Origin of the sequence: Caballeronia sp. LZ024 (assembly GCF_031451455.1) — a bacterium.
Classification (GTDB): Bacteria; Pseudomonadota; Gammaproteobacteria; order Burkholderiales; family Burkholderiaceae; genus Caballeronia; species Caballeronia telluris.
In genome coordinates, this window is record NZ_JARUXL010000004.1 from 1,330,349 (window position 1) to 1,356,725 (window position 26,377).

At 65.1% G+C, this 26,377-nt stretch carries 20 protein-coding genes; 3 read left to right on the forward strand and 17 right to left on the reverse strand.

The features are described from left to right. Window positions 1-119: 119 nt before the first annotated feature. The 3 genes from QCE48_RS28355 to fdnG are packed head-to-tail and all read right to left on the reverse strand — an operon-like array spanning window position 120 to window position 4,783. A complete protein-coding gene (locus QCE48_RS28355) occupies window positions 120-779 on the reverse strand; it encodes a formate dehydrogenase subunit gamma (protein WP_309782102.1) in 660 nt (219 codons plus the stop codon). Next, window positions 766-1,704: a formate dehydrogenase subunit beta gene (fdxH, locus tag QCE48_RS28360; RefSeq protein ID WP_309782101.1), complete on the reverse strand. Its 939-nt coding sequence runs from the start codon at window positions 1,702-1,704 to the stop codon at window positions 766-768. Before fdxH ends, QCE48_RS28355 begins: the two co-directional genes overlap by 14 nt. 10 nt (window positions 1,705-1,714) lie before the next feature. Further along, window positions 1,715-4,783, reverse strand: a complete 3,069-nt coding sequence (gene fdnG / locus QCE48_RS28365; RefSeq protein WP_309782099.1) for a formate dehydrogenase-N subunit alpha — start codon at window positions 4,781-4,783, stop codon at window positions 1,715-1,717. 291 nt (window positions 4,784-5,074) lie between these two features. On the opposite strand from fdnG, the gene QCE48_RS28370 reads away from it, so the two are divergent. Together QCE48_RS28370 and QCE48_RS28375 are read left to right on the forward strand one after the other, a co-directional pair. Further along, on the forward strand, window positions 5,075-6,403 hold the full coding sequence (locus QCE48_RS28370) for a YihY/virulence factor BrkB family protein (protein WP_309782098.1): 1,329 nt from the start codon (window positions 5,075-5,077) through the stop codon (window positions 6,401-6,403). Window positions 6,404-6,704: 301 nt separating this feature from the next. Continuing rightward, window positions 6,705-7,886: a porin gene (locus tag QCE48_RS28375; RefSeq protein ID WP_116566465.1), complete on the forward strand. Its 1,182-nt coding sequence runs from the start codon at window positions 6,705-6,707 to the stop codon at window positions 7,884-7,886. Between the two features lie 121 nt (window positions 7,887-8,007). Here QCE48_RS28375 and QCE48_RS28380 read toward each other — a convergent pair whose 3' ends face one another. The 7 genes from QCE48_RS28380 to QCE48_RS28410 form a co-directional block, all read right to left on the reverse strand. Next, window positions 8,008-8,865, reverse strand: coding sequence for a proteasome-type protease (locus QCE48_RS28380; protein WP_309782097.1), 858 nt, complete (start codon window positions 8,863-8,865; stop codon window positions 8,008-8,010). A 153-nt stretch (window positions 8,866-9,018) separates the two neighbouring features. After that, a complete protein-coding gene (locus QCE48_RS28385) occupies window positions 9,019-9,816 on the reverse strand; it encodes a transglutaminase family protein (protein WP_309782096.1) in 798 nt (265 codons plus the stop codon). Window positions 9,817-9,867: 51 nt separating this feature from the next. Next, a complete protein-coding gene (locus QCE48_RS28390) occupies window positions 9,868-10,821 on the reverse strand; it encodes an alpha-E domain-containing protein (RefSeq protein ID WP_309782095.1) in 954 nt (317 codons plus the stop codon). 57 nt (window positions 10,822-10,878) lie between these two features. Further along, window positions 10,879-12,285, reverse strand: a complete 1,407-nt coding sequence (locus tag QCE48_RS28395; protein WP_309782094.1) for a circularly permuted type 2 ATP-grasp protein — start codon at window positions 12,283-12,285, stop codon at window positions 10,879-10,881. An 843-nt stretch (window positions 12,286-13,128) separates the two neighbouring features. Further along, a complete protein-coding gene (locus tag QCE48_RS28400) occupies window positions 13,129-13,872 on the reverse strand; it encodes an SDR family oxidoreductase (protein WP_309782092.1) in 744 nt (247 codons plus the stop codon). Between the two features lie 109 nt (window positions 13,873-13,981). Beyond that, window positions 13,982-15,313: an MFS transporter gene (locus tag QCE48_RS28405; RefSeq protein WP_309782090.1), complete on the reverse strand. Its 1,332-nt coding sequence runs from the start codon at window positions 15,311-15,313 to the stop codon at window positions 13,982-13,984. 51 nt (window positions 15,314-15,364) lie between these two features. Next, complete coding sequence (locus QCE48_RS28410) at window positions 15,365-16,546, reverse strand: M20 aminoacylase family protein (RefSeq protein ID WP_309782089.1); 1,182 nt, start codon at window positions 16,544-16,546, stop codon at window positions 15,365-15,367. A gap of 132 nt (window positions 16,547-16,678) precedes the next feature. On the opposite strand from QCE48_RS28410, the gene QCE48_RS28415 reads away from it, so the two are divergent. Beyond that, window positions 16,679-17,575, forward strand: a complete 897-nt coding sequence (locus QCE48_RS28415) for a LysR substrate-binding domain-containing protein (RefSeq protein WP_309782088.1) — start codon at window positions 16,679-16,681, stop codon at window positions 17,573-17,575. 72 nt (window positions 17,576-17,647) lie between these two features. Here the strand turns inward: QCE48_RS28415 and QCE48_RS28420 are convergent, their stop codons facing one another. The 7 genes from QCE48_RS28420 to QCE48_RS28450 all read right to left on the reverse strand — a co-directional run bounded on the left by QCE48_RS28420 (window position 17,648) and on the right by QCE48_RS28450 (window position 26,376). Further along, complete coding sequence (locus QCE48_RS28420; protein WP_309782086.1) at window positions 17,648-18,118, reverse strand: HU family DNA-binding protein; 471 nt, start codon at window positions 18,116-18,118, stop codon at window positions 17,648-17,650. Window positions 18,119-18,316: 198 nt separating this feature from the next. Then, window positions 18,317-19,033 (reverse strand): endonuclease/exonuclease/phosphatase family protein, encoded by a 717-nt coding sequence (locus QCE48_RS28425; RefSeq protein ID WP_309782085.1) that lies wholly within the window; start codon window positions 19,031-19,033, stop codon window positions 18,317-18,319. After that, on the reverse strand, window positions 19,030-21,396 hold the full coding sequence (locus QCE48_RS28430; protein ID WP_309782084.1) for a VTT domain-containing protein: 2,367 nt from the start codon (window positions 21,394-21,396) through the stop codon (window positions 19,030-19,032). Before QCE48_RS28430 ends, QCE48_RS28425 begins: the two co-directional genes overlap by 4 nt. A gap of 88 nt (window positions 21,397-21,484) precedes the next feature. Then, window positions 21,485-22,060 carry a PqiC family protein gene (locus QCE48_RS28435; RefSeq protein WP_309782082.1) on the reverse strand — a complete coding sequence of 192 codons (576 nt, stop codon included), beginning with the start codon at window positions 22,058-22,060 and terminating at the stop codon, window positions 21,485-21,487. Further along, window positions 22,060-23,679, reverse strand: a complete 1,620-nt coding sequence (locus QCE48_RS28440) for an MlaD family protein (RefSeq protein ID WP_309782081.1) — start codon at window positions 23,677-23,679, stop codon at window positions 22,060-22,062. The genes QCE48_RS28435 and QCE48_RS28440 overlap by 1 nt, the downstream gene beginning before the upstream one ends. Next, entirely contained in the window at window positions 23,672-24,916 is a 1,245-nt protein-coding gene (locus tag QCE48_RS28445; RefSeq protein ID WP_309782080.1) for a paraquat-inducible protein A, read from the reverse strand. The genes QCE48_RS28440 and QCE48_RS28445 overlap by 8 nt, the downstream gene beginning before the upstream one ends. Next, the gene (locus QCE48_RS28450) at window positions 24,913-26,376 is read right to left on the reverse strand and encodes an efflux transporter outer membrane subunit (RefSeq protein ID WP_309782079.1); all 1,464 of its coding nucleotides are present in this window, start codon (window positions 26,374-26,376) and stop codon (window positions 24,913-24,915) included. Before QCE48_RS28450 ends, QCE48_RS28445 begins: the two co-directional genes overlap by 4 nt. Between the last annotated feature and the right edge of the window lies 1 nt (window position 26,377).

Consider the following 26,377-nt stretch of genomic DNA (forward strand, 5'->3'; position numbering starts at 1 on the left):
CCGGCGTCGGCGCACACCGCGAATAACCCGGCTCCGGATGCACGGTCAAATGAAAAGGCCACCGCCTCTGACAAGACGCGGTGGCCTCGATCGCCCGAAAGAACCGAGCGCTTAAAGAACTACTTCCCGATGATCTCCCTGAACCATCGCGGATGGTGCTTCCTCGCCCATCCATACGTCACTGTTCCGCGCGTCATCGCGCCGACCGATCCCTTCACCCAGATCGCCGCATAGATATGCACGATGATGCCGACGATCAGCACGAACGCCGCCACGGCATGCACCACCGACGCGAGCCGGATAATGCCGATCGGAAAGTAGAACGAGAAGTAGCGCCGCCAGATGACGATGCCGCTTGCCAGCAAGAGGAACAGGCAAGCGACCATCACGAAGAACAGCAGCTTCTGCCCGGCGTTGTAGCGGCCGACTTCCGGCAGGTTCTCCTCGTGGTTGCCGAATACGTCGCGCGGCTGTTTGAGCCACTGCACGTCGTTCTTGTCGAGGTAATTGTGATGCCAGAACCGCAGCGTCAGAACCAGAAACGACAAGAACATCACCACGCCGATGAACGGATGCAGAATGCGCGTCCATTGTCCGCCGCCGAGCACGAAGTACAGCCACGACATCGCCGGATGGAACATCGCGAGCCCCGACAGCGCGAGCAGCACGAACGTGATTGCGGTGATCCAGTGGTTGCTGCGCTCGTTCGCCGTGTAGCGGACGATCAGACGATTGCCTTCGACATCCCTCAACTCGTGTTTCAAGTCATCGTGCTTCATCTGAGCGCTCCTCTTTGCGACGCTGCACCGCTTCCTCGCCTTCCCGCTGCGCTTCGAGTTCTTCCTCCGCGCTCACCTCGTTCGGACCGACCCGCGTGTAATGGAAGAATCCCGCCACCGCCGCGACCGCCATGCCGGCGAGCGCAAGCGGCTTGGCGAGCCCCTTCCACAGCGAGACCATCGGACTGATGTGCGGATTCTCGGGCAGGCCGTGATAGAGCGTCGGCTTGTCCGCATGGTGCAGCACGTACATGACGTGCGTGCCGCCCACGCCCGCCGGATCGTACAGGCCGGCGTTCGCGAAGCCGCGCTCCTTCAGGTCGACGACGCGTTCGGCCGCCTGATGCTGCATGTCCTCCTTGGTGCCGAACATGATCGCGCCGGTCGGGCAGGTCTTCACGCAGGCCGGTTCCTGGCCGACCGCGACGCGATCGGAACAGAGCGTGCACTTGTACGCGCGATGATCCTGCTTCGAGATGCGCGGCACGTTGAACGGACAGCCCGTCACGCAGTAGCCGCAGCCGATGCAGTTTTCCTCATGAAAATCCACGATGCCGTTCGTGTACTGCACGATCGCACCCGGCGACGGACACGCCTTGAGACACCCCGGGTCCTCGCAATGCATGCAGCCGTCCTTGCGGATCAGCCACTCGAGGTCGCCCGCCTCATTCTCGTACTCGGAGAACCGCATGACGGTCCACGAATGCTCGGTCAGGTCGCGCGGGTTGTCGTACACGCCGATCGAATCGCCCACTTCGTCGCGCAGGTCGTTCCACTCCATGCACGCCGTCTGGCACGCCTTGCAGCCGATGCACTTCGATACGTCGATCAGCTTCGCGACCGTGCCCGTCACGGGTTCGCGAATCTCGGGCGGCGGCGTCGTGGTCGCGGAGACGCGTTTGATATCCAGTGATTGCAGAGCCATCTCTTTTCCCCTATGCCTTTTCGACCTTCACCAGGAACGACTTGAATTCGGGTGTCTGCGAATTCCCGTCGCCCACGGAAGGCGTCAGCGTATTGACGAGATAGCCCGGCTGCGTGAGGCCCTTGAAGCCCCAGTGCAACGGGAGACCAACGGTCTGCACCTTCTTTCCCTCGATCATCAGCGGCTTGATCCGCTTGGTGACCACCGCCACCGCGACGATGTGCCCGCGGTTGCTGGATACCTTCACGCGATCGCCCGCGACGACGCCCACTTCCTTCGCCAGATCCTCGCCGATCTCCACGAACTGCTGCGGCTGCACGATCGCATTCAGGCGCGCGTGCTTGGTCCAGTAGTGGAAATGCTCGGTCAGACGATAGGTGGTCGCCGTGTGCGGGAAGTCCTTGGCCGTGCCGAACGCGGCGCGGTCGTCCGGGAACACGCGGGCCGCCGGGTTGCTGACGGCCTGCTTGTTGTCCGGATAGAGCGGGTTGTAGCCGAGCGGATTCTCGAACGGCTCGTAGTGCACCGGGAACGGACCTTCGTTCATCCCGTCGCGGGCGAAGAAACGCGCCACGCCTTCCGGATTCATGATGAACGGATTCATGCCGTTTTCGGGCGGCTCGTCCGCCTTGAAATCGGGGACATCCGTGCCGGTCCACGCCTTGCCGTTCCACGCGATCAGCTTGCGGGTCGGATCGAACGGCTTGCCCGACACGTCGCACGATGCGCGGTTGTAGAGAATGCGCCGGTTCGCCGGCCACGCCCACGCCCAGTTCAGCGTCTGGCCGATGCCGGTCGGGTCCGAGTTGTCGCGACGGCCCATCTGGTTGCCCGCCTGCGTCCACGATCCGCAGAAAATCCAGCAGCCGGAAGCCGTCGATCCGTCGTCGCGCAACTGGGCGAAGCTCGCCAGTTGTTCGCCTTTCTTCGCGAGGACTTTGGTTTTGTCGACCGCGTCCGTGACGTCGGCGAGCGCGCGTCCGTTGAACTCCATCGCGATTTCTTCGGGCGTCGGACTTTTCGGGTCCGCGTAGGGCCAGGTCATCTTCAGGATCGGATCGGGATACTTGCCGCCCTTCTCCTGATAAGCCTTCCGAATGCGCAGCCACAGCCCCGACATGATCTCCAGATCGCTCTTCGCTTCGCCCGGCGGCTCCGCGCCCTGCCAGTGCCATTGCAGCACGCGGCTCGAACTCACGAGCGAGCCGCGCTCCTCCGCGAAGCACGACGTCGGCAGACGGAACACTTCGGTCTGGATCTTCGACGCGTCGACGTCGTTAAACTCGCCGTGGTTCTTCCAGAACTCCGAGGTTTCGGTCGCGAGCGGGTCCATGATGACGAGCCACTTCAGCTTCGAGAGCCCAAGCCCGATCTTCGCCTTGTTCGGCGCGGCCGCGAGCGGATTGAAGCCCTGCGCGATGTAGCCGTTCATCTTGCCCTGCGCCATCAGCTCGAACACTTGCAGCATGTCGTAGGACTTGTCGAGCTTCGGCAGATAGTCGTAGCCGAAGTTGTTCTCGGCGGTCGCGTTGTCGCCCCACCACGACTTCATGAAGCTCACGAAAAACGCGCGATAGTTCTTCCAGTAGGAAAGCTGGTTCGGCCGCAACGGCTGCGTCGCGCGCTTGCCGATGTAGCCCTCGTAGTCCTGTTCGGCTTCCACCGGCAGCGTCATGTAACCCGGCAGCAGATTCGACATCAGGCCGAGGTCGGTCAGACCCTGGATGTTCGAGTGTCCGCGCAGCGCGTTCATCCCGCCGCCCGCGATGCCGATATTGCCGAGCAGCAACTGCACCATCGCGCCGGTGCGGATCATCTGCGCGCCGACCGAGTGATGCGTCCAGCCGAGCGCATACAGGATTGTGCCCGCGCGCCCCGGCACGGCCGTCGATGCCAGCATCTCGCAGACCTTCAGGAACTTGTCCTTCGGCGTGCCGCACGTCTTCTCGACCTGCTCGGGCGTATAGCGCGCGTAGTGCTGCTTCATCAGGTTGTAGACGCAGCGCGGATGCTGCAGCGTCGGATCGACCTTGGCGAAGCCGTCTTCGCCGCGCTCGTAGTCCCAGCTCGATTTGTCGTAGTTGCGTTTTTCCGCGTTATAGCCAGAGAAAAGTCCGTCGTTGAACGCGAAGTCCTCGCGCACGATGAACGGAAAATCCGTGTAGTTCTTCACGTACTCGTGCTGGATCTTGTCGTTCGTGAGCAGATAGTTGATCACGCCGCCAAGGAACACGATGTCCGTGCCGGTGCGGATCGGCGCGTAGAAATCCGCGACCGATGCCGTGCGCGTAAAGCGCGGGTCCACCACGACCAGTCGCGCCTTGCGGTGCGCCTTCGCCTCGGTTACCCACTTGAAGCCGCACGGATGCGCTTCGGCGGCATTGCCGCCCATGACCAGGATTACGTCCGCGTTCTTGATGTCGACCCAATGGTTCGTCATCGCTCCACGGCCAAACGTCGGGGCAAGACCTGCCACCGTCGGGCCATGTCAGACACGCGCCTGATTGTCGAACGCGAGCATCCCGAGACTGCGGATGGTCTTGTGCGTCAGGTATCCGACTTCGTTGCTGCCCGCCGATGCGGCGAGCATGCCGGTCGTCAGCCAGCGATTCACCTTCTTGCCGTCCGGCGTCATTTCGACGAAGTTCGCGTCGCGGTCTTCCTTCATCAGGGCCGCGATGCGATCGAGCGCGTCTTCCCACGAGATGCGCTTCCATTCGTCCGACCCGGCCGCGCGATACTCGGGATACTTGAGGCGGCTCGGGCTGTGAATGAAGTCGATGAGCGATGCACCCTTCGGACACAGCGTGCCGCGATTGACCGGATGATCGGGATCGCCCTCGATGTGAATGATGCTCGACTTCGCGTTCTTGGCGTTGTCGCCGAGGCCGTACATCAGGATGCCGCAACCGACGGAGCAGTACGGGCAGGTATTGCGTGTTTCTGTGGTACGCGACAGTTTGTACTGGCGGACCTCGGCGAGCGCGGGCGCCGGCGAGAAGCCCATCAGGGCCAGACTCGATCCGGCGAGCGTGCTCGCGGAGACCTTCAAAAACTGTCGCCTGGACATTTGCAACATGGTCGCCTCAGGCTTTCTTGTGGGGGGTTCGTAAATTATAGAGACAACATTCGCCTTTCGCCGGGACGCGCCGGGCGCGCGTGCGGGCGCGGGGCCGGATTCTACGTGTCACCGCAAAGAATTCGTGGAATTTGTTCCATGCAACAGCAGCGCTTACTGCCGATCGTCATGGCAATCCGCGATCCAAACGCGCGAGCCGCACCGAACCATCGGTTCTGGAACGGATCGTGCTCGACCGAAGCGAACGCGCAGTCCCCGGAACATTCCATCTACGAGTCACAGAGGTCGGCGATGAGCACCTTGTCCACGCAAAAGCTGCAAGCGGTCGTCAAGAAGGACGCCTCCTGGGTCGTCGGCGCGCTCAAGCAGTTCGGCGAGGACCGCTGCGCGGCAATGGCGGCGAGCATCGCGTTCTACTCCGCCTTTTCGCTCGCGCCGACGCTCGTCATGGTGATCGCGGTCGCCGGCTGGGTGTTTGGCGCCGAAGCCGCGCGCGGTCAGCTCTTTCATCAGGTGAACGGCCTGATCGGCGATCAGGCGGCGGCGGGCGTGCAGAGTATCGTCGAAAACGCCCATCGCAGCGGCGGAACCGGCTTCGCGGCGATCATCTCCTTCGTGCTGCTGGCCGTGGGCGCGTCGGCGACTTTTTCTTCGCTCAATACCGCGCTCAATCTGGTGTGGCCCGTCCCCGGCGACCAGAAATCGAGCGTGTTCGCGCTCGTGCGCGTGCGGCTGATCTCGTTCGGGCTCGTGCTCGGCGTCGCGTTCCTGCTGATCGTGTCGCTCGTGCTCGATACCGCGATCCAGGCGGTCGGCATGTGGCTTTGGGGCGATTCGCCGTTCGTGATCATCGGCGACATCGTGCAGCTCATCGCAGGCCTGATGATCCTGACCGTCGCGTTCGGGGCGCTGCTCAAGCTGCTGCCCGACGCGCGCGTGGAGTGGCGCGACGCGCTCGTCGGCGGCGTGATGTCGGCGGTGCTGTTTTCGGCCGGCAAGAAACTGTTCGCGTTCTATCTGACCCACGCTGGCACGGCGAGCGCGTTCGGCGCGGCCGGCTCGCTCGCGGTGCTGCTGATGTGGCTCTATTTTTCCGCAGCCGTGCTGCTGCTCGGCGCGGAATTTTCGGCGGCCCGCGCGCGCCTGCACGATCCGCGCGGCGCGTGGGGCGTCCAGAACGACCGCGTGCCGCCCGGCAGCCGCGCGAAAATCGGCTCGCTGCTCGCCTCGTCGACGCGCGCCGCCGGCGCGGCAACCGACGGCAGCCTGGCGCCCGCCCCCGGCGGCGCGTCCGCTGCGATGGTGCCCGCGGGCGCACGCCGTTCGATCGGCACGCGCCGCGGCCGCACGCAGCAACTCACGCAGCAGGCGCGCGCGAAAGTCTCCGCGATAAGCCGCGCGCTCGCGATCTCGCGCAAGGTAGCGCGCGCCGAGACGACGGCCACGCGCGTCACTGCCGATGCCTTGATCGGCGCGAGCCGCAAGGCGACGCAGGCCAACGAGATGGTGCGACGCCATCCGTGGCGCGCGGTGCTGGTCGCGGCGAGCGCGGGCATGGCGGTCGCGCTGCTGTCGAACCGCGATTCGCGCCGCGCCGGTCCTCGCCCGCCGAGCGCCTGAAACCTTGTCGAACGGCTGTTCGCAGCGATTTCTTTGTTACCAAAAGTAACGGTAATCGGCGCATCTAATCAGTAGGCGGGTCACACGCCCGATGGCCGACGGTGCGTGCACGGAACTTTTCCGCAGCCGTTCTGTCGTCCCGAAAACACCCGCGAAAAGTTCGCAAACCCTTTACCGGCGGCCATTTGGCGAAGTGTCTGTTTTTCGAGACAGTCTATTTTTTTCGTTTCTTAAGTTTTGAAACACTGCGTTATTCTCTGCGCCGGCAACAACGATTTTAATCATTCGCGTGGAGAATTCGATGAAACGACTCGCACTGACGTCCCTCTCGCTGGCACTGCTCGGCGCAGCTGGTGCGGCACAAGCACAATCCAGCGTGACGCTGTACGGCGTGATCGACGCAGGTCTCGGCTATGTCAGCAACGCCAACGCAAACGGCGACCACCAGTACGGCATGATCAACGGCAACCTGTCCGGCGACCGTTGGGGCCTGAAGGGTCAGGAAGACCTCGGCGGCGGTCTGAAGGCGATCTTCCAGTTGGAAAGCGGCTTTGACGTCGGCACCGGCCAACTCGGCCAGGGCGGCCGCGAATTCGGCCGTCAAGCGTTCGTCGGTTTGACGGGCGACTCGTGGGGCACCGTGACGGTCGGCCGTCAATATGACCCGCTGGTCGACATGGTTCAAGGCATCACCGCCGACAACTACTTCGGCAGCGCGTTTGCAACGCCGGGCGACGTCGACAACTACGACAACAGCCTGCGCGTGTCGAACGCAGTGAAGTACGTTTCGCCGAACTTCGCCGGCTTCCAGTTCGAAGGCCTGTACGCGTTCAGCGGCCTGGCAGGCGCAACCGGCCAAGGCCAGACGTGGGCGGGTGCAGCGACCTACAACAACGGCCCCCTGGCTCTTGCTGCTGGTTACTTCTACGCGAACAACCCGAGCGCCGGCCGCCCCGTGGCGAACCCGACCACTGGCGCGATCAACGGCTGGAACAGCACGACGTCGGACTCGCTGTTCAACAGCCCGGTCAACGTCGGCTACCAGACGGCTCACTCGGTCGCTATCGCCCGTGCCGCCGGCCAGTACGCATTCGGCCCGGTGACGTTCGGTGCGTCGTACAGCAACTCGCAGTACAAGAACGACGGCAACTCGATCTTCACGTCGAAGGAAAAGTACAACATCGGCACCGGCTTCGTGAACTTCCAGGCTACCCCGGCGCTGTTGCTGGGTCTGGGCTACACGTACATGAAGGCTAGCGGCGACACGTCGGCGACGTACCATCAGGCATCGCTCGGCGCGGACTACTCGCTGTCGAAGCGCACCGACCTGTACGCTGTCGGCGCTTACCAGCACGCGAGCGGCACGCAGCGCAACGCGGACGGCACGACGTCGGACGCGCAAGCTTCGATCGGCTCGTATGGCTACGAAAGCGGCAGCAGCCATCAGGAACTCGTGATCGTCGGTATCCGTCACAAGTTCTAAAGACGGCTCGGGATGCGCCGCTCGCGCGGCGTGTCTTCGACTGCGGTACAAAAAAACCAGCCTCGCGGCTGGTTTTTTTATGCGCGCCGTTTGCGTGCGCGCCCGGCGAATCCGGCAGCGGTTACTGCTGCGTCGCGCCCGGATCGGTTTGCGCGAGCGTCTGCGCGGGGGATTCGGGACATGGCAAATCGCCGATCACGAGACGCGGCACGCTCGCGTTCTGCTCGCGCTCGCGACGCGGCACGTCGGCGGAATCGGTCCACGTCGGATTCGGAATCTCGCCGAAAATCTGCCGCAACCGCTCGCCCCATGTGCGATGGATCATCTGGAAGTATTCGCTGTCGTTGTCGAGCGACGCGAAACGCGTGACGGACAGCGAATCCTTCTCGTAGACCAACAGATCGAGCGGCAGTCCCACCGAGAGGTTCGATCGCAGCGTCGAATCCATCGAAATCAGCGCGCACTTCGCCACTTCGTCGAGCGGCGTGGCGGGCGTGATGACGCGGTCGATGATCGGCTTGCCGTACTTCGACTCGCCGATCTGGAAATACGGGCTCACGCGCGTCGATTCCACGAAGTTGCCTGCCGCGTAAATCATGAAAAGCCGTGGGCTTTGCGTGCCGATCTGGCCGCCGAGAATGAAGCTGCAATTGAAGTCGACGCTGAATTCGGCGAGCGAGAGCGCGTCGCGCTTGTGCACTTCGCGCACCGCATCGCCGACGATGCGCGCCGCTTCCGCCATGTTCGTCGCGTTATAGAGCGTCGGCCTTTCGGGGTCGGCGGGCGCGGCGAGCAGATGCGTGACGGCCTGCGTCAGCGCCAGATTGCCGGCCGCGAGCAGCACCAGGACGCGTTCGCCCGGCTGCTCGAACACGGCCATCTTGCGCGCGGCGCTTACGTGGTCCACGCCGGCGTTGGTGCGCGTGTCCGACAGGAAGACGAGTCCCTCGTCGACGCACATACCCACGCAATAAGTCATGACTTTCTGTTCCGATGAAATGCAAAAACGTCATTGTACTGACGTCGTTGCGATGCGGCATCCGCCGGCAGCGATACTCAGTGTTTCACCGCCGGCCCTGACTTCACCCTACTTTACGGCAGATTCTGGCGGCGGCTTGAGGATCGCGTGCGCTCATTGGTCGGCCTGTGAGTCGACGGACACATGCACGCTCAAACGCTCCTCCTTGCCGCCAACCCGCGAGCCGCGCACCGGCGCTGCGGCCTCGTAGTCGCGCCCGACGGCGAGCCGGCAGTAGCGAGCGCTCGCGAAGCGCGCATGGGTGACATCGACCGACACCCAGCCGTCGCCGAGCCACACGTCGACCCAGGCGTGACTCGCGGCACGATCGACCTCGCCGGGTTCCACATAGCCGCTTACGTAGCGCGCCGGCACGCCGCGCGCGCGGCAGCAGGCGAGCATCAGATGCGCGTGATCCTGGCAGACGCCCTTGCCGAGCCGGAGCGCCTCGGCGGCCGGGCTCGTTACTTCCGTCACGCCCTGCTGGTACGCGATGCCGTCCGCGATGCGTTCCGCGAGCGCGATCAGCGCAGCGGGCGTGTCGATCGACGGCAACTGGTGCGCGAGATCATGGATCGCCGCGTCCGGTTCGGTCAGCAGGGTCGGACACGTGTAGTGCTCGAGCGGGATCGGACCGGCGTCGTCCCAGAGACGGCCATCGTCGAGCGGCGTCGTTTCGACTTCACCCGCCACCGACAGATGGATCTCGCTATGCGGCTTCGTCAGCACGAGCGTGTGCAGCGTGTTGCCGTAGGCATCGCGGGTGACGTCGAGTTGCCCGGGCGCATCGACGACCCAATGCCGCACGAGTTGCGCCGCGCCGTTCGCGGGCGTGAGCCGCAACTGCTGGATCGAGTACAGCACAGGCGCGGCGTAGCGGTAGTTGGTGTCGTGGCGGATGGTGAGAAGCATGGTCGGTCCTTCGATGTTGCGTGCCGCGTCGGCCCGGCGCTTGGGCCCGCTTTAGCCGAGCGGAAGCATGAGAAACGAACGCATCACGCGCAGGCCCAGTTCATCGACGCGCTTTAAGAACTGCGTGAGCCACGCGTGCACGCCCGTTTCGAGAATCTGGCGGATGTCCGCATAGAGCACGTCCGCGCGCAGCTTGCCCGCGAAGCGCTCGCACTCGTTCGAGTTGGTCGTGCGCAGCCTGACGAGCGTATCGCAGACGCCGTCGAGCGACGCGAGCAGCGAGCGCGGCATGTGCGGATTGAGGATCAGCAATTCGACGACGCGCGACGGCGTCACGACATCGCGATACACCTTGCGGTAGATCTCCAGCGCCGACACCGAACTCAGGATCGACGTCCAGTAATAGAAGTCCTCGAGCTGGCGGGCGGCCTCGCGCGAGTTCGGCTCGGCGTCGGCGAAGCGCACGTCGAGAATGCGCGCCGTGTTGTCCGCGCGCTCCAGAAAGGTGCCGATCTGCATGAAGTAGTACGCGTCGTCGCGCAGCGCGGTGCCGGCCATCACGCCGCGGCACAGGTTCGAGCGGTACTTGACCCATTCGAAGAGCGTGTCGGGGCTGTGCGACAGTTCGCCCGTGGCGAGCCGCTCGTTGAATTCGAGCCAGGTGAAGTTGATCGTCTCCCAGCCTTCGGTCGTGAGCGTGCCCCGCACGGCGCGCGCATTCTCGCGCGTCGCATGCAGGCACGCGATGATGCTCGACGGATTGCCCGGGTCGGCGACCATGAAGTCGAGCATGTCGCCGCGAGATTCCGACCCCGGATGACGCTCGGCGAACATCTCTTCCAGTTCGGAGATGCGCAGCACCGAGCGCTGCGCGCGCGCTTCCTGCTCGGGCGTCTGCGGCAGCAGGAGGCCTTGCGAGTTGATGTCGAGCATGCGCGCCGTGTTCTCCGCGCGCTCCATGTAGCGTGCCATCCAGAAAAGGTGATCGGCGGTGCGGCTTAGCATGATGTTGATCCGTTCCTTGTCGTCCCGCTGCAAAACACGCGATGTCCGGCGGATGGCTCATTCCACCATCCAGGTGTCTTTGGTGCCGCCGCCCTGCGACGAATTGACGACGAGCGAGCCCGCCTTCAGCGCGACCCGCGTCAGCCCGCCCGCGCACATGTTGACCTCGCGCCCGGACAGCACGAACGGCCGCAAGTCGATATGGCGCGGCGCCACGCCCGATTCCACGAAGGTCGGGCACGCGGAGAGCGCGAGCGTCGGCTGCGCGATGTAGCCGCTCGGGCGCGCGACGAGCCGCTCGCGAAACGATTCGATCTCCGCTTTCGTCGCAGCCGGTCCGACGAGCATCCCGTAGCCGCCCGCGCCGTGCACCTCCTTCACGACGAGTTCCGGCAAATGCGCGAGCGTGTAGGCGAGATCGTCGGCCTTGCGGCACTGGTAGGTCGGCACGTTGTTCAGGATCGGCTTCTCGCCGAGATAGAACTCGATCATGTCGGGCACGAACGGATAGATCGATTTGTCGTCGGCGATACCGGTGCCCATCGCGTTTGCGAGCGCCACGCGTCCCGCCCGGTATGACGTGAGCAGCCCCGGAATGCCGAGCGCCGAATCCGCGCGGAACGCGAGCGGGTCGAGGAAGTCGTCGTCGAGGCGGCGATAGATGACGTCCACGCGGCGCGGGCCCTGCGTCGTGCGCATGAAGACGTAGTTCTCGTCGACGAAGAGGTCTTTGCCCTCGACCAGCTCCACGCCCATCTGCTGCGCGAGGAACGAGTGCTCGAAATACGCCGAGTTGTACATGCCGGGCGTGAGCACGACGACGACCGGATCGTCGACGCCCGCCGGCGCGATCGAGCGCAGGGTTTCGAGCAGCAGGTCTGGATAGTGCGCGACGGGTGCGACGCGGTTCTGCACGAACAGCTCGGGGAAGAGGCGCATCATCATCTTGCGGTTTTCGAGCATGTACGACACGCCCGACGGCACTCGCAGGTTGTCCTCCAGCACGAAGAACTCGCCCTCGTCCCCTGCCCGCACCACGTCGACGCCCGCGATGTGCGCGTAGACATCGAGCGGCACGTCGACGCCCTGCATCTCCGCGCGGTACTGCGCGTTCGTGTAGACCTGCTCGGCGGGCACGCGGCCGGCGCGCACGATGTCGCGGTCGTGATAGATGTCGTGGATGAAGAGATTGAGCGCGCGCACGCGCTGCCTGAGGCCCGCTTCGAGCGTGCGCCATTCGTCGCCGGGAATGATGCGCGGGATCATGTCGAAGGGGATCAGGCGCTCCCTGCCCGAGAGGTCGCCGTTCACGGCGAACGTGATGCCGACGCGGCGAAACAGCAGGTCCGCTTCCTTGCGCTTTCTCGCGATGGTCTCGGGCGTCTGCGACGCGAGCCAGCGCGAAAAACGGGCGTAGTGTGCCCGCACGGTTTCGTCGTGACGCATTTCATCGTAGATCTGCATCGTGGCGTCCTTGGTTTTTGGCGCGGCCGTTCGGGTGGGTTGGTTTTAGGTTGTGCTTACACCGTTTGATGCCTTTCTGCTCTTTGGAACTTGCTTTCGCGTCGGTCTATTGGCTCTGCCCCTGTCCGGGGGCGGGGCTTACTTTCTTTGGCTAGCGCAAAGAAAGTAAGCAAAGAAAGCAGCTTTTCTCGGCAGCAGTCGCCAAGCGAAAACGCAATTGATGCACTGAGTGGACATACCGCCTAAGTGTCGCCCTCAAACATCCACCCGGCTTGGCGCGCAGTACGACTGACACCTCCCGAACTTCAACAAAGTGGTATGCGCTCCGTTCAGCTCCGTCCAGGCTTCGCTCGGACGAGGGGCACAACCGCGAAGCTCAACTGCGCGACTCGTGCACCCCTCGTCCAGCGAAGCGAAAACGGATGAATGACTGCTGTGCCAACACGTTCGCTGTGCGATGACACAATGGTTAATCGGACCAAGTCCCTCTTGTCCTTTGAGGGCGACACTTAGGCGGTATGTCCACTCAGTAATGCTAGTGCGTTGACGGTGCTGCGACTGCTGCCTGAAAAAGCTGCTTTCTTTGCTTACTTTCTTTGCGCTAGCCAAAGAAAGTAAGTCCCGCCCCGGACAGGGGCAGTGCTAATAGACCACAAAGAAAACAAGCTCCATAGAAGCACAGAAAAGCATCAACCCCAACGGCGATATCTAAGTATCGCTGTTAAAAAGCACGAGGTGTGCCATTTTTTGAAGGGCAAGGCCCAAAGCGATGCTCCACGGGTGCGGAGCCGAAAGCGCATCGAACGAGTGCATGCCGCGCGCAAAAGCAAGCGCCCTCGGCCGTCAGGCGATCCCGCCATTCGCGCGCAGGATTTGCCCGTTGATCCAGCCGCCATCCGGCCCGGCAAGAAACGCCACGACCGATGCAATATCCTCCGGCTGCCCCAGACGTTGCAGCGGCGGCATGTTCGCGAAGGTCTGGATCTGTTCGGCGGTCTTGCCGTCGAGAAAGAGCGATGTCGCGATTGGCCCCGGCGCCACCGCGTTCACCGTGATGTTGCGGCCGCGCAATTCCTTCGCGAACACGTGCGTAAAGGCTTCGACCGCCGCTTTCGTCGCGTTGTAGACCGCATAGCCCGGCATGTTCAACGCGAGCGTCGTGCTGGAGAAATTGACGATGCGCCCGCCTTCGTTCATCCGCGCCGCCGCTTCGCGCAATGTGTTGAAGGTGCCGCGCACGTTGATGTCGAAGGTCTGTTCGTAGAGCGCGTCGGTGGTGTCGGCGAGCGGCACCGTCTTCAGCACGCCTGCGTTGTTCACGAGCACATCGACGTGGCCGAGCTGCGCTTCGGTGGTCTCGAACATCGCGCGCACGTCGTCCGGACTCGCGACGTCGGCCTTCACCGCGATCGCCTTCGCACCCTTGGCCGCCAGTTCGGTGACGAGCGCATCGGCCTCCTTCGAACTCGACGCAAAGTTGATCGCGACGGCGAAGCCATCGCTCGCGAGCCGCCGGGCGACTTCCGCGCCGATGCCGCGCGCCGCGCCGGTGACGATGGCGACCTTGGATTGACTGTTGGCGTTCATGATTCGCGTCCCTCTCGACAAATGTGAGCAGATGAAGCGAATCATGGATCATTTCGACGCCAGGATAATCATCCGGCGGCTGCCAACTTCATTCCATTTGCTTTAACAATCAGTCGAGCGCCGTGCCCGCGCTTTCTCGCATGTACGCCACGCCGATCAGACTCAGTGCGCCGCACGCGATGACATACCACGCGGGCGCGAGCGTGCTGCCCGTCAGGACGATCAGCGAGGTGACGAAGAACTGCGCGAAGCCGCCGAAGATAGCGACGCCGAGGCTGTAGACGACGGCGGCGCCCGTCGCGCGGACCGAACGCGGGAACAGCTCGCCGAGCATCGCGCCGACGCCGCCGATGTTGATGCCGTGCACGCACGACAGCAGGGTCACGGTGGCGAGCAAGGTCGTCGCCGTGGGCCAGCGGTTCAGCGCGACGAACGCCGGATAGATCGCGAGCATCAGGAGAACGCGCGTCACCTGCGCCATGCGCTTTCTGCCGAAGCGGTCCGACAGATAGCCGCCGATCGGCGCAAGCACAAAGAGAATCGCACCCGAGACGCAGCCGGAAAGCATCGCCGTCCACGCGGGCAGGCCGAGCATCTTGACGCCGTAGATCGACAGATAGAACACGATGATGAAGTGCGCCGCCGTCCCGCCGATCGTGAGGCCGAGACCCGTGAGCACGGCGCGGCGATGGTCGCGCAGCACGTCGATCAGCGGCACTTTCGGCGCCTTGCCCTTCTCTGCCGCGCGCGCTGCGGGCGGCTCTTCGTCGAGCGTCTTGCGCAGCCACCAGCCGACCGGCACGATCAGCGTGCCGATCACGAACGGTACGCGCCAGCCCCAGCTTTCGAGCTGCGCGGGCGAGAGCGCCGCGGTCAGCCAGACGCCCGTCAGCGCGCCCGCCATCGCGGCGAGTCCCTGACTCGCGAACTGCCACGACGCATACAGACCGCGCCGGTTGGCGGGCGCCTGTTCGAGCAGCAATGTGGTCGATGCGCCGACTTCGCCGCCCGCCGAAAAGCCCTGGATCAGCCGCGCCACGACCAGGATCACCGGCGCGGCGATGCCGACCTGCGCGTAGGTCGGCGCGAACGCGATCATCGCCGTGCCGAGCGCCATCAGCCCGAGCGTGAGCACCATCGCTTTCTTGCGGCCGGCGCGGTCGGCGTACATGCCGATCAACAGACCACCCACCGGCCGCGTGAAGAAGCCGACGCCGAAGCTCGCCACCGCCAGCAGCAACTGGCCGATCGGATCGTGAACCGGGAAAAACAGCTTGCCGATCAGGAGCGCGAAAAAACCGTAGACGGTGAAGTCGTAGAACTCGAGCGCGTTGCCGACGGCCGCCGCCGTCACGAGCCGCGTGCGACTCTGCTTGCGGGTGATCGGCGCGGGCGGCGGAGCGGCTGCGTCGTTGAGGCGGGTCAGCGTCGGGGTTTCCATGATGTCTCTCGGTGCGCGATGCGGCGGATGAGGTGAACGTACGTTCGGCGGTCAGTCGGCCAGATACGCTTCGGCGAGGCGCACCCAGTAGCTTGCGCCGATCGCGAGGATGTCGTCGTTGAAGTCGTAGCCCGGGTTGTGGACCATGCAGCCGCCCTTGCTGCCGATGCCGTTGCCGATCCACGCATAGCTGCCCGGACAGGCTTCGAGCATGAAGGCGAAGTCCTCGCTGCCCATCAGCGGCGCGGCGGCATCGTCGACACGCTGCGCGCCGAGCATCTTCTTCGCGACATCGGCGGCGAAGGCGGTCGGTTCGGCGTGGTTCACGAGCACCGGATAACCCAGTTCGTAGTCGATCTGCGCTTCGCAGCCGTAAGCCGCCGCCTGCGCGTGGACGAGCGCCGTGATGCGCTCCTGCAGCAGCTTGCGCACGCCCGCGTCGAGCGCGCGCACGGAGAGCTTCATCAGCGCGGACTGCGGGATGACGTTGTGGGTATCGCCTGCCTGCACGCTGCCGACCGATACCACCGCGGCCTGCTGCGCATTCACTTCGCGCGCGACGATGCTGTTCAGACCGAGCATGATCGACGCGACGGCGGGCATCGGATCGCGCGCGAGATGCGGCATCGCGCCGTGGCCGCCGTGGCCGCGCACGGTGATCGTCACGCGGTCGCTCGATGCCATGCCGGGACCGGGGCAGAAGCTCATGTCGCCGGCCGCGAAGCCGGGCATGTTGTGCAGACCGAAGACGGCGTCGCAGGGAAACTGCTCGAAGAGGCCTTCTTCGATCATCACGCGCGCACCGCCCTCGCCTTCCTCGGCGGGCTGGAAAATCACGTTCAGCGTGCCGGAAAACTGCCGGCTTTCCGCGAGATAGCGCGCGGCGCACAGCAGCATCGCGGTGTGGCCGTCGTGGCCGCATGCGTGCATCGTCTTCGGCACGGCGCTCGCGTAGGGCAAACCCGTGGCTTCCTCGATCGGCAACGCGTCCATGTCGGCACGCAGACCGATGCGTCGCGTGCCTTCGCCCTCGCGCATCACGCCGACGACGCCCGTGCCGCCCAGTCCGCGATGCACTTCGTAGCCCCACTCGGCGAGCAGGCCGGCGACGAGATCGCTCGTGGCCGTCTCCTTGAACGCGAGTTCGGGATGCGCGTGGATGCGCCGGCGCACCGCGATGAGTTCGGGCGCGATGGCGGCGATGCCGGGGAGGACGGGTTCGACTGACAGCATGGCAAGCTCCTGACATTAATGGCGTGATGACTTGATGCATCCAAGCATATAAAGTCGAAAAGAAAACCAAAAGACTGTGAATTTAATTTACGACCACCTTTGGTTGTCGGCGAAAACCCTTGGTTTATCCCTATGAAGTATCACCAGTTGCGCGCTTTTTTGACCGTCGCCGAGCAGGGCAGCATTCGCGCCGCGGCGCGCAGTCTGCATCTGTCGCAGGCCGCGTTGACGAAGGCACTGAAGGAAATCGAGCAGGATCTCGGCGTGCCGCTCGTCTTGCGCACCGCGCGCGGCGTTCAGTTGACCGCGTTCGGGCAGCAGTTGCGGATTCGCGCGCAACTCGTCGTGAGCGAAATGCGCCGCGCCGAGGACGACATCGCGCAGATGAAGGGCGCGGCGGCCGGCAGCGTGTCGGCGGCGGTGACGCCGGCGGCGGCGCTCGCGATCTTGCCGCAGGCGTATCGCGCGTTTCGTCGCGAGATGCCGAACGCGCGCGTGAGTTTCGTCGAGGGATTTCCGGGCGTCGCGTTGCCTAGGTTGCGTGACGGGACGCTGGATTTCGTCGTCGCGGTGATCGTGCCCGAGCATCTCGGGCCGGAGTTCGATCACATCGAGTTATACGAGAGTCACTCGGTGGTGGTCGCGCGCGAGGATCATCCGTTGAAGGATTGCACGTCGCTTGCGGCGTTGTCGGAGGCCGAGTGGCTGTTGAATTCGTCGCCCGAGAGTTCGACGCGCGCGCTGCTCGATCTGTTCGGCGATCTTGGGTACGCCGTGCCGCAACGAGTGGTCGAGTGTCCGAGCTTCGTCATCGCGCATGGATTGCTGCGCGGCTCCGACATGCTCGCGGCGATGCCCGCGCCGTTGCTCGAACATCCGTGGGTCGGCGACGGGCTCGCTGTTTTGCCTATCGTCGATCGGTTGCCTGCGATTTCTGTCGGGGTGGTCACGCGACGCGATAGTCCGTTGACGCCCGCGGCTTCGTTGCTGCTCGATTGCTTGCAGCGGGCCGTGCGGGGAAGGACGTGAGCGAATAAAAAAAAGCCAGCTTCGAAACCGAAGCCGGCTTTTTCCAGAACCGCAAACCGAAGGATGAAAAAATCAGGCTGCTGCGTCCTTCAGCTTCTTCAACGGACGGGCCTTGATGCGAACGCTCGCCGGCTTCGCCGGGAACCAGCGCTCTTCACCCGTGAACGGGTCCTTGCCAAAGCGCCTCTTCTTCGCCGGCACGATCTGCGCCGAGATCTTCAACAGACCCGACAGCGTGAATTCACCCGCGCCCTTCTTGTGGACCGAGCCGAGGATCGTGTCTTCGAGCGCAGCGAGGACAGCCTTCACTGCCTTCACGTCGACCGTCGCGCGATCGGCAAGGTGCGCTGCAAGCGATGCCTTCGTGAACGTGTCCTTGATCGGCGAAAGCGTTCCCGATGCCTTCGCCGCAACCTTCTTGGCCGCGACTGCGGGCTTCGCGGCAACCTTCTTGGCTGCTACTTTCTTCGCCGGTGCGGCAGCGGCCTTGGTCGCGGCCTTCGGTGCGGCTTTCTTGGCAGCGGTCTTTGCGGAAGTCGGCATGTTTCTCCTACCTGTTATGGTCAGTGTCATGAGAATACGTGCGCGTCGATGCACGCGTATCAACGCCGGATTCTACATACGCCGCGCGCGTTCGTGCGAGTCTTTTGCGATTTTGTACCGCAATTTAAGGGGTTTTCTGTAGCGCAGGAGTCACGAAGCGTCACAGGGACATCGCTTTTTGCTTGCAAGCGCTTCGCTTCATGCCGCCGCAGTGAAGTGCGCGATGAGCGGATAGTGATCGGATGCGATGCGCGAAAGCGCCGTTCGATGCACCTCGACTCCGATCAGCCGCTCCCCCGGATGCACCCAGATACGGTCGAGCGCGAAGAGCGGATAACGCGTCGGAAACGTGCGCGGCGCGTCCACGCGATAGAAATGCGTGACAAGCCGCCGCAGCGTGCGGCCATGCACGAACCACTCGTTGAGATCGCCGAGCAGGATCACGGGCATCGCGGGCGTGTCGAAGCACTGCAGCACCTGTTCGACCTGCGCGCGCCGCTCGCTCGATGCAAGCCCGAGATGCGTCGCGACCACGCGCCACACTTCGCCATCGCAGTCGATGTCGGCATCGAGCGCGCCGCGCGGCTCGCGGCTCCTGAACGAAAGATCGAGCGTGCGCACCGCGCGCACCGGAAAGCGCGTCAGCACCGCGTTGCCGTAACGACGCGCGGGCGTATCGAGCGTCGGCCCCTCGACCGCCGTCAGTCCTGTCATGCGCTGCAATGTTTCGAGCACGTTCGGCGCACCGCTGCCGCCGAGCGGCACTTCCTGCAACGCGAAGATGTCGGCGTCGATCTCGCCCAGCACTTCGCCGATACGCTGCGGCGCGAACTTGCCGTCGATGCCGACCGCGCCATGCACGTTGTATGTGGCGATCTTCAATTCGCGCTGCCCCGCCGATGCGTTCGGCGTCATGGGCTCACCTCGTCCGCGCGCTTGCGCCTGTGCGCGTCATGCGCGCCGCCGCCCGCCGCCACGGCGGAATCGTCGCGCGGCGGCGTCGTCGTCTCGCGGTAATCCTGCGCGCGGGCGGCTTCATCGCTTGCCTTTTCCTTCGCTTCGTCGTGCGCCGCGGCTTCCTCGCGCGCCTGTTCGGCTTCGTCCTCGCCTGGCTTCGCGCGGCCGAGAAAGCGCTGCAACAGCAGCGACACACCGACGAGTGTCACGCCGATGCCGATCAGAATCGCGAACGAACCGGCCGTCGGATGACGCAGCGACGCCACGAGCTGATGCGCGAACGCGACCGTCAGCAGGATGCCCGGACCCATGCCGAGCAGCGTGCCGAGCAGGAAATCGCGCAGGCGGATGTGCGAGGCGCCCGCGACCAGATTGACGATCGAAAACGGCGCGACCGGCAAGAGGCGCAGCACGACGACCGCGACGATGCCGCGTTTCGCCACGCGCTCGGAAAGCTTGTTCACGCGCGTGCCGGCCACGCGCCGCACCATGTCGCGGCCGAGCCAGCTGCCGAGCAGATACGTGACGGCGGCCGCCGCCATCGTGCCGACGAGCGCATACACCGCGCCCCACAGCGCGCCGAACACGAGCCCGGTCGCGGCGATGAGCAGCGTCACCGGCACCGCGACGACCGCCGCGCTCACATAGCAGAGCACGATCCAGAGCGGCGCGAGCGGCAGCGATTCGATATGGCGCGTCGCGCGCGTGAGCGACTTGAGGTTCACGTAATCCGCGAGCGGCGTCCAGTGCCATAGGCCCGCGAGCCCGACCATCAGGAGCGCGAGCGTGCCGAGCAGCGCGAACCGCCCGATCAGCGGACGCGCCTTGTCGACCGGCACGAATTGGCCGACGAGTTCATCCGGCGCGACGGGCGTCTCGGGATCGATCAGCGCTTCGGGCGGAATCAGCTGATCGAGATCGGCCGAGACCGTCGGGTTCAACCGCTCGAGCGTGCGATGCTCGTCCGCGTTCTTTTGCAGCGCTTCGATCGCCGCGTTCATGCCGTCGCGTGCTGCGCGTTCGCGGGCGACGTCGTCCGCGGTGCAGCCGAGATGCTCGGCGAGCAGCGTGTCGCGCATGCGCGCGATCGCCGCCTGAATGCGCGGGTCGCCGGCCGCGTCGATGGCGATGTTGCATTCGGTGTCGAGCACCATCGAGCGATTGTTGAGATTGGCCGAACCCACGAGCAGCAACTCGTCGTCGACGATCATCAGCTTGCTGTGCACGTTGACGAAATGCTCGCCGAGCCCGGGCACGCTCGGCGCCATGATGCGATAGCGATCGTGCTGGTCGGCGGCCGTGAGCAGCCGATGCAGCCGCGCGCGCAGCACGCCCATCGTGACCTGCTGGAGCCAGCCGCTCTGGTCGCGCGGCACGACGATCGCGAGATCCGGGCCGTCCGGTTTCGCCAGCGACTGCGCGAGCGCCGTGCCGATCGTGCCCGAGGTGAAGTACTGGTTCTCGATATAGATGCTGCGTTTCGCGCGGTCGATCGCGTCGAGGTACTGCGCGCGGATCTGGCGCACGGCCGGGCGGCCCGCGTAGGCGGGCTCCGTGAGCGCGATGGCGAGATCGACGTCGGCGAGATCGACGGCGCGCGACGGCGGCCACGGATCGCTCTCAAGCGTCGCCCGATGCGCCCGGATCGCGAAGCGCCGGCCGCACGCGCGCTGCCAGCGCTCGCGGGCGAGCAGGCCGATTTCGCGGGCGGCGTCGCCGTCGAACATCGTGTGGACGTCGTGAAAGGGCGCGTAGGGCGCGTCGTTCGCGTCGCGGCGCAGCGGGTCGCCGGGCGCGTGCTCGGGCGAGTCCCATCGCGAGCGCGTGAGGTCGAGACCGCCGACGAACGCGAGCTTGTCGTCGATGACGACGATCTTCTGATGCTGCGAGCCGCCGAGCGGATGCTTGCCGTCCATCTGGAACGCGATGCGCCGGTGCGTGCGCCAGCCCATCTTGTAGACCGGGAGCCATTCGCGCTCGAATGCGTAGAGCATCGCGAAGTCCCACGCGAGAATGTAGATGCGAAGGCGTCGGCGACGCGCCGCGATCTCGTGCAGGAAATCGCCGAGAGCGGCGGGCAAATCGTCCGGCGCGCCTTCGGGCGTGAGTTTCATGCGGCTGTCGATATCCCAGCCGAGGATGAACACGGTCCGCTCCGCGCGGCCGATCGCCTCGCGCAGCACGCGGAAATAGTCAGACCCGTCGATGAGCAGGCTGAAGCGCTCGGCATGTTGCACGGTGGCGCAGTTCTCTCCGGGGACGGAAAACGGCGCCTCGGTCATGGAGGGCGGCGGGTTCGCGTCCCGTGAAGCGGTTTCCATTCTGGTGCGTCCTTTTGCTGGCATTTCGGTTCCGAAATGCTTTTGCAAGGCGCATTCCCGGGCTTCGGGGTGCTATCGAGCGAGCCTGTCAGTGTTGAGCCTGTTGAATACTCCGGGCGATGTCGGCGCTGACCGCGCCAATCGCGCGGTTGTGCGCATCGACGAGCGCGTCGTACCCGCCGCCTGCGACCGGTTCGTGAACCACGGTACGCCCGGAAACGACGGTCCCCTTCGGCGGCCGCACCGACCAGAGCACCGCGATTCCCGCCATCGTCCCCGGCGCGGATTCGAAGCGCTGCACATCCACCGACACGCGGTACACCGCGCCATCGTCCGCGCGTTGCGGATACACCGACACCCTCGCCCCCGGCACGAGCCGCGTCAGATCCTCGGCGATCACGGCCGGAATCTGGCTCTTGAGCGGCTCCGCCCAACGCGAGAATTCGTCGATTTCGACGCGCGACGCATCCACGCGCACCACCATCTGGGGACGGTCCACCAGTTCCGGGACCGTTACCGCTTCGATCGCGATCGGCACCGGCGACGCAGCCGTCGCGGACGGCGCCGGGCCGACCGCGCTCAGCGTATAGAACGTCGATTTCGGCGATCCGGCACAGCCGGCCATCGACAGCACCGCCGAGCACATCAGAATGAAGGCGCGCATCACTTCGAATCCTCCGGCTTGCCGCGAATCAGCGCTTCGGGATGACGCTCCAGGTACTCCGCGAGCGCCCGGAACGCAGCAGCCGTGCGGGCCAGTTCGCGCATTGCGTCGGCGGCGTTCTGCTGCAGCGGCGAGTCCGTCTGCATCACGCGATTCGTCGCGTTGAGCGCCTCGCGTGCCTGCACGAGCGCGCCGCGCGCCTCCGGCGCCACTTGAGTATCGAGCGTCGTCACGAGCCGCTTCGCCTCCTGCAACGTCGCGCGCAGATCGTTGCCGATGCCCTCGAACGGAATCTTGTTGAGCTTCGCGACGAGGCTCGACACCGATTCCTGCAAGGACTGCAACCCGCCCGGCACGGTCGGCATCTCGGGGGGATTGGCTTCCCAGTTCATCGCTGCCTTGGGCGCGGTCGGGAAGAAATCGAGCGCGACGTACAACTGTCCGGTGAGCAGACTGCCGGTGCGCAACTGCGCGCGCAAACCGCGCTCGACGAGCCACTGCGCCACTTCGCGCCGGTTCTCCGCGACCCGCCCCGCTCGCCTGCCCGACTCGTAACGCGACGTGAAGCGCTCGGGATAGAAGCGCACCTGCACCGGAATGCTGAATTCGCGCGTCACGGGGTCGTAGCGCGTGTTGATCGCCGCGACCTCGCCCACGACGATGCCGCGGAAATCGACCGGCGCGCCCACCGTCAGCCCGCGCACCGACTCCTTGAAGTTGAAAACGTAGTTGTCGACGATGCGCTCGTGCCGCTGCATCGCCTCGGTGCGCGTGGCAAAGAGCTGGAACGGCGTCTGCGAGCTTGCTTCGACGACGTCCTGCGAATCAGGCGGACTCTGGAACGCCAGGCCGCCGACCAAAATCGACACGAGCGACTCGGTGTTGATCTTCACGCCTGACGTGTCGAGCACGACATCCAGCCCGCTCGCCTGCCAGAAGCGCGTGTTGCCCTTCACGTACTTGTCGTAGGGCGCGTTGATGAACACGCGCATCGTCACGCCGGAGCCGTCCGCGTTGAGGTCATACGAGGTCACCTGCCCCACCTGCAGCCGGCGGAAATAGACCGGCGAGCCGACGTCGAGCGAGCCCAGGTCCTCGCTCTTCAGCACGAATTCGCGCCCTGGCACGCCGCTCGCGAAGACGGGCGGTATCTCAAGTCCGACGAAATCGCGCCGCGCCTTTTTCTGCGTGCCGATGTCCATGCCGATGAACGAGCCCGAGAGCAGCGTGCCGATGCCCGAGACCGTTCCGCCCGAAATGCGCGGACGCACCACCCAGAAGCGCGTGTCGTCGACGAGCATGTCGGTCGCCTGCTTCGCGAGTTCCGCGGTCGCGATCACGTGCTTGTGATCCGGCGAGAGGACGACGCTCTGCACCACGCCGATGTCGACGTTCTTGAACTTGATCTTGGTCTTGCCCGCTTCGAGGCCTTCGCCTGTCGAGAAGCTGATCTTGATCGTCGGACCCTTTTCGAGGATCGCCTGCACCGCGAGCCAGCCGCCGATCAGCACCGCGATCAGCGGCACGAGCCAGACGAGTTGCACCCGCCAGCGCGACTTGGGCGCGGCGACGGCTTCGGGAAAGCCCGGTTCGTCGGGCGGTCCTGGCGGCCTAGCCATGATCGGTCTCGTTGGCGTCCCAGATGAGGCGCGGATCGAACGACATCGCGGCGAACATCGTCAGCACGACCACCGCGCCGAACGCGATGGCGGCCGGGCCCGCCTTGATCGTCGCGAGCGCGTTGAACTGCACGAGCGCGACGAGCATCGTGACCACGTAGATGTCGAGCATCGACCAGCGCCCGACGAACTCGACGATCCGGTAGATCTTCGTGCGCGGCCTGAGCATGCCGCGCGAGCGCCGCTGCGCGCTCACGACGAGAAACACGAGCGCCATGATCTTGAGCATCGGCACCGCGACGCTCGCAATGAACACGATCACCGCGAGCGGCCACGCGCCCGACGTCCACAGATACACGACACCGCTCATGATCGTGTCGCGCTGCGCGCCGAAGAGCGAACTCGTATCCATCATCGGCAGCGCATTCGCGGGGATGTAGAGCGTGATCGCGGCGATCAGGAACGCCCACGTCCGCGCGATGCTCTCCGGTTTGCGAAAATGCAGGGCGGCGCCGCAACGCGGGCAGCGTCCCGCATGGGCGCGCGGCGCCGCCTTCGACAGCAGCCCGCAGTCGTGACACGCGAACAGCCCCGCGCGCGCGGCGGTCGGCGCCGACGCGAACGTGTTCGGCTCGGCGCGGTTCACGCGCTCCCAGAACGCACGCGGATCGAAGGCCGCCGAGCTTGCCGCGAGCGCCATCATCAGCGCGCCGAACGCCCAGAGCGCGACGCCCGGCACCACGCCCGCGATATGCGCGAGCTTCACGAGCGCGACCAGCACGCCGAGGATCAGCACTTCCGTCATGCCCCAGGGCGCGGCCAGATGCAGCAGGCGAAACACGAGCTCGGCGCGGTATGGCACGCGGTTAAAGCGCAGCGGCACGAGCAGATACGCCATGCTCCCCATCTGCAAGAGCGGCATCAGGATCGTCGTGACGAGCACGAGCCCGGCGATGGGCCACATGCCGTCGCGATAGAGCACGTCCACCGCGCCGCCGAGCGAAGCCTGCACGAAATTGCCGCTCACCTTGAGCCCGACGATCGGATACGCATTCGCGATCGCAAACAGCACGAGCGCGCCGACCGTCAGGGCGAGCGAGCGATTGAGGCTGTCGGGACGATTTCGGTAGAGTTCGGCGCCGCAGCGCGTGCAACGCGCGATGCCCGCATTCGGCAACACGGTCTCGCGCTGCAGCAGGTCGCATTCGTGGCAAGCGATGAGCGGTGCGGGATTCATGGCGGCGGCTCCCGTGTCGTCGGGACCGGCCCGCCGTTTGCGCCGTACATGGTCGCGCTCATGCGCTCGGCGTCGCTCACCCAGCCGCCGCCCATCGCCTTGTAGAGGTTGACCATCGAGGTGAAGACCGTGCCCTGCGTCTGCGTGTAGGTTAGTTGCGCGTTGAAGAGACTGCGCTCGGCATCGAGCACTTCGATGTAGCTCGTATAGCCGCCTTCGTAGCGCAGCCGCGCGAGCCGCGAATAGGTGCGCAGTGCATCGACCTGGCGTCCTTGAACGACGAGCGCATCGCGCGATTTCTGCAACGTGACGAGCGCGTCGTCGACTTCCTGGAACGCGACCTGGATCGCCTTCTGGTATTCGAGCAAGGCCTGCTGTTGCTGCGCCTCGGCCTGCTTCACCTGACCGGCGATGTTGCCCGCCGTGAAGATCGGCAGCGTGACGGCGCCCGCGTAGGACCAGACGCGCGCGGGGCCCGTGAAGAGCGACGAGAACTGTCCGCTCGCGGTACCGAACAGACCGGTGAGCGAAATCGACGGGAAGTAGAGCGCGCGCGCCGCGCCGATCAGCGCGTTGGCCGCGATCAGGTTCTGCTCGGCCTGTCGCAGGTCGGGACGGCGCGTCAGCAGTTCCGACGGCAGGCCCGCGGGCACGACGGGAATCGCGAGATCGTCGAGTTCGCGGTCGCGCATGATCGGCTGCGGGTTGCGGCCGAGCAGCACCGACAGCGCGTTCTCCTGCTGCGCGATCTGTTGTTCGAGCTGCGGAATCGTCGCGAGCGATGCCTCGTATTCCGACTGGCTCTGCGCGAGTTCCATCTGCGAGACCTCGCCATAATTGAAGCGCAGCGTGAACACATGGACCGAATCGGCGCGGCTCGCGGTGGTGGCCTTCGCGATGTCGAGCTGCCGGTCGAGCGATACCAGACCGATATACGTCGACGCAACCGACGACACCAGCGTGAGGATCGTCGCGCGCCGCCCCTCCTCGCTCGCGAGCAGGTTCGCGCGCGCGGCTTCGGTCTGCCGGCGCAGCTTGCCGAACACGTCGATTTCCCACGAAGCCGAAAGCGTCGCCTCGAAACTGTTCACCACGAGGCCGGTGCCCTGCGGCACGACCGTGCCGAAGGGCAGGCGCTGGCGCCCGGCATCGAAGCCCGCCGCCGCCTGCGGAAACAACTGCGAGCGCGTGGTCTGGAACTGCCCGAGAAACTGCTCCACGCGCGCCGCCGCGATCTTCACATCCTTGTTCTCCGCGAGCGCGACGGCGATCAGGTCGTTCAGCGCCGGGTCGTTGAACTGCTCCCACCAGACCGTATCGACGATCTGCGTCGCTTCGGTGCTCGCGAAGCGGTACGAGGGCGGCGTTTCGATAGCGGGCTTCTCGTAGTTCGGTCCGAGGAGGCAGCCGCCGAGCGCGAGCGGCGCGATCACGAGGACGATTCGGGCGAGCGTGCGCATG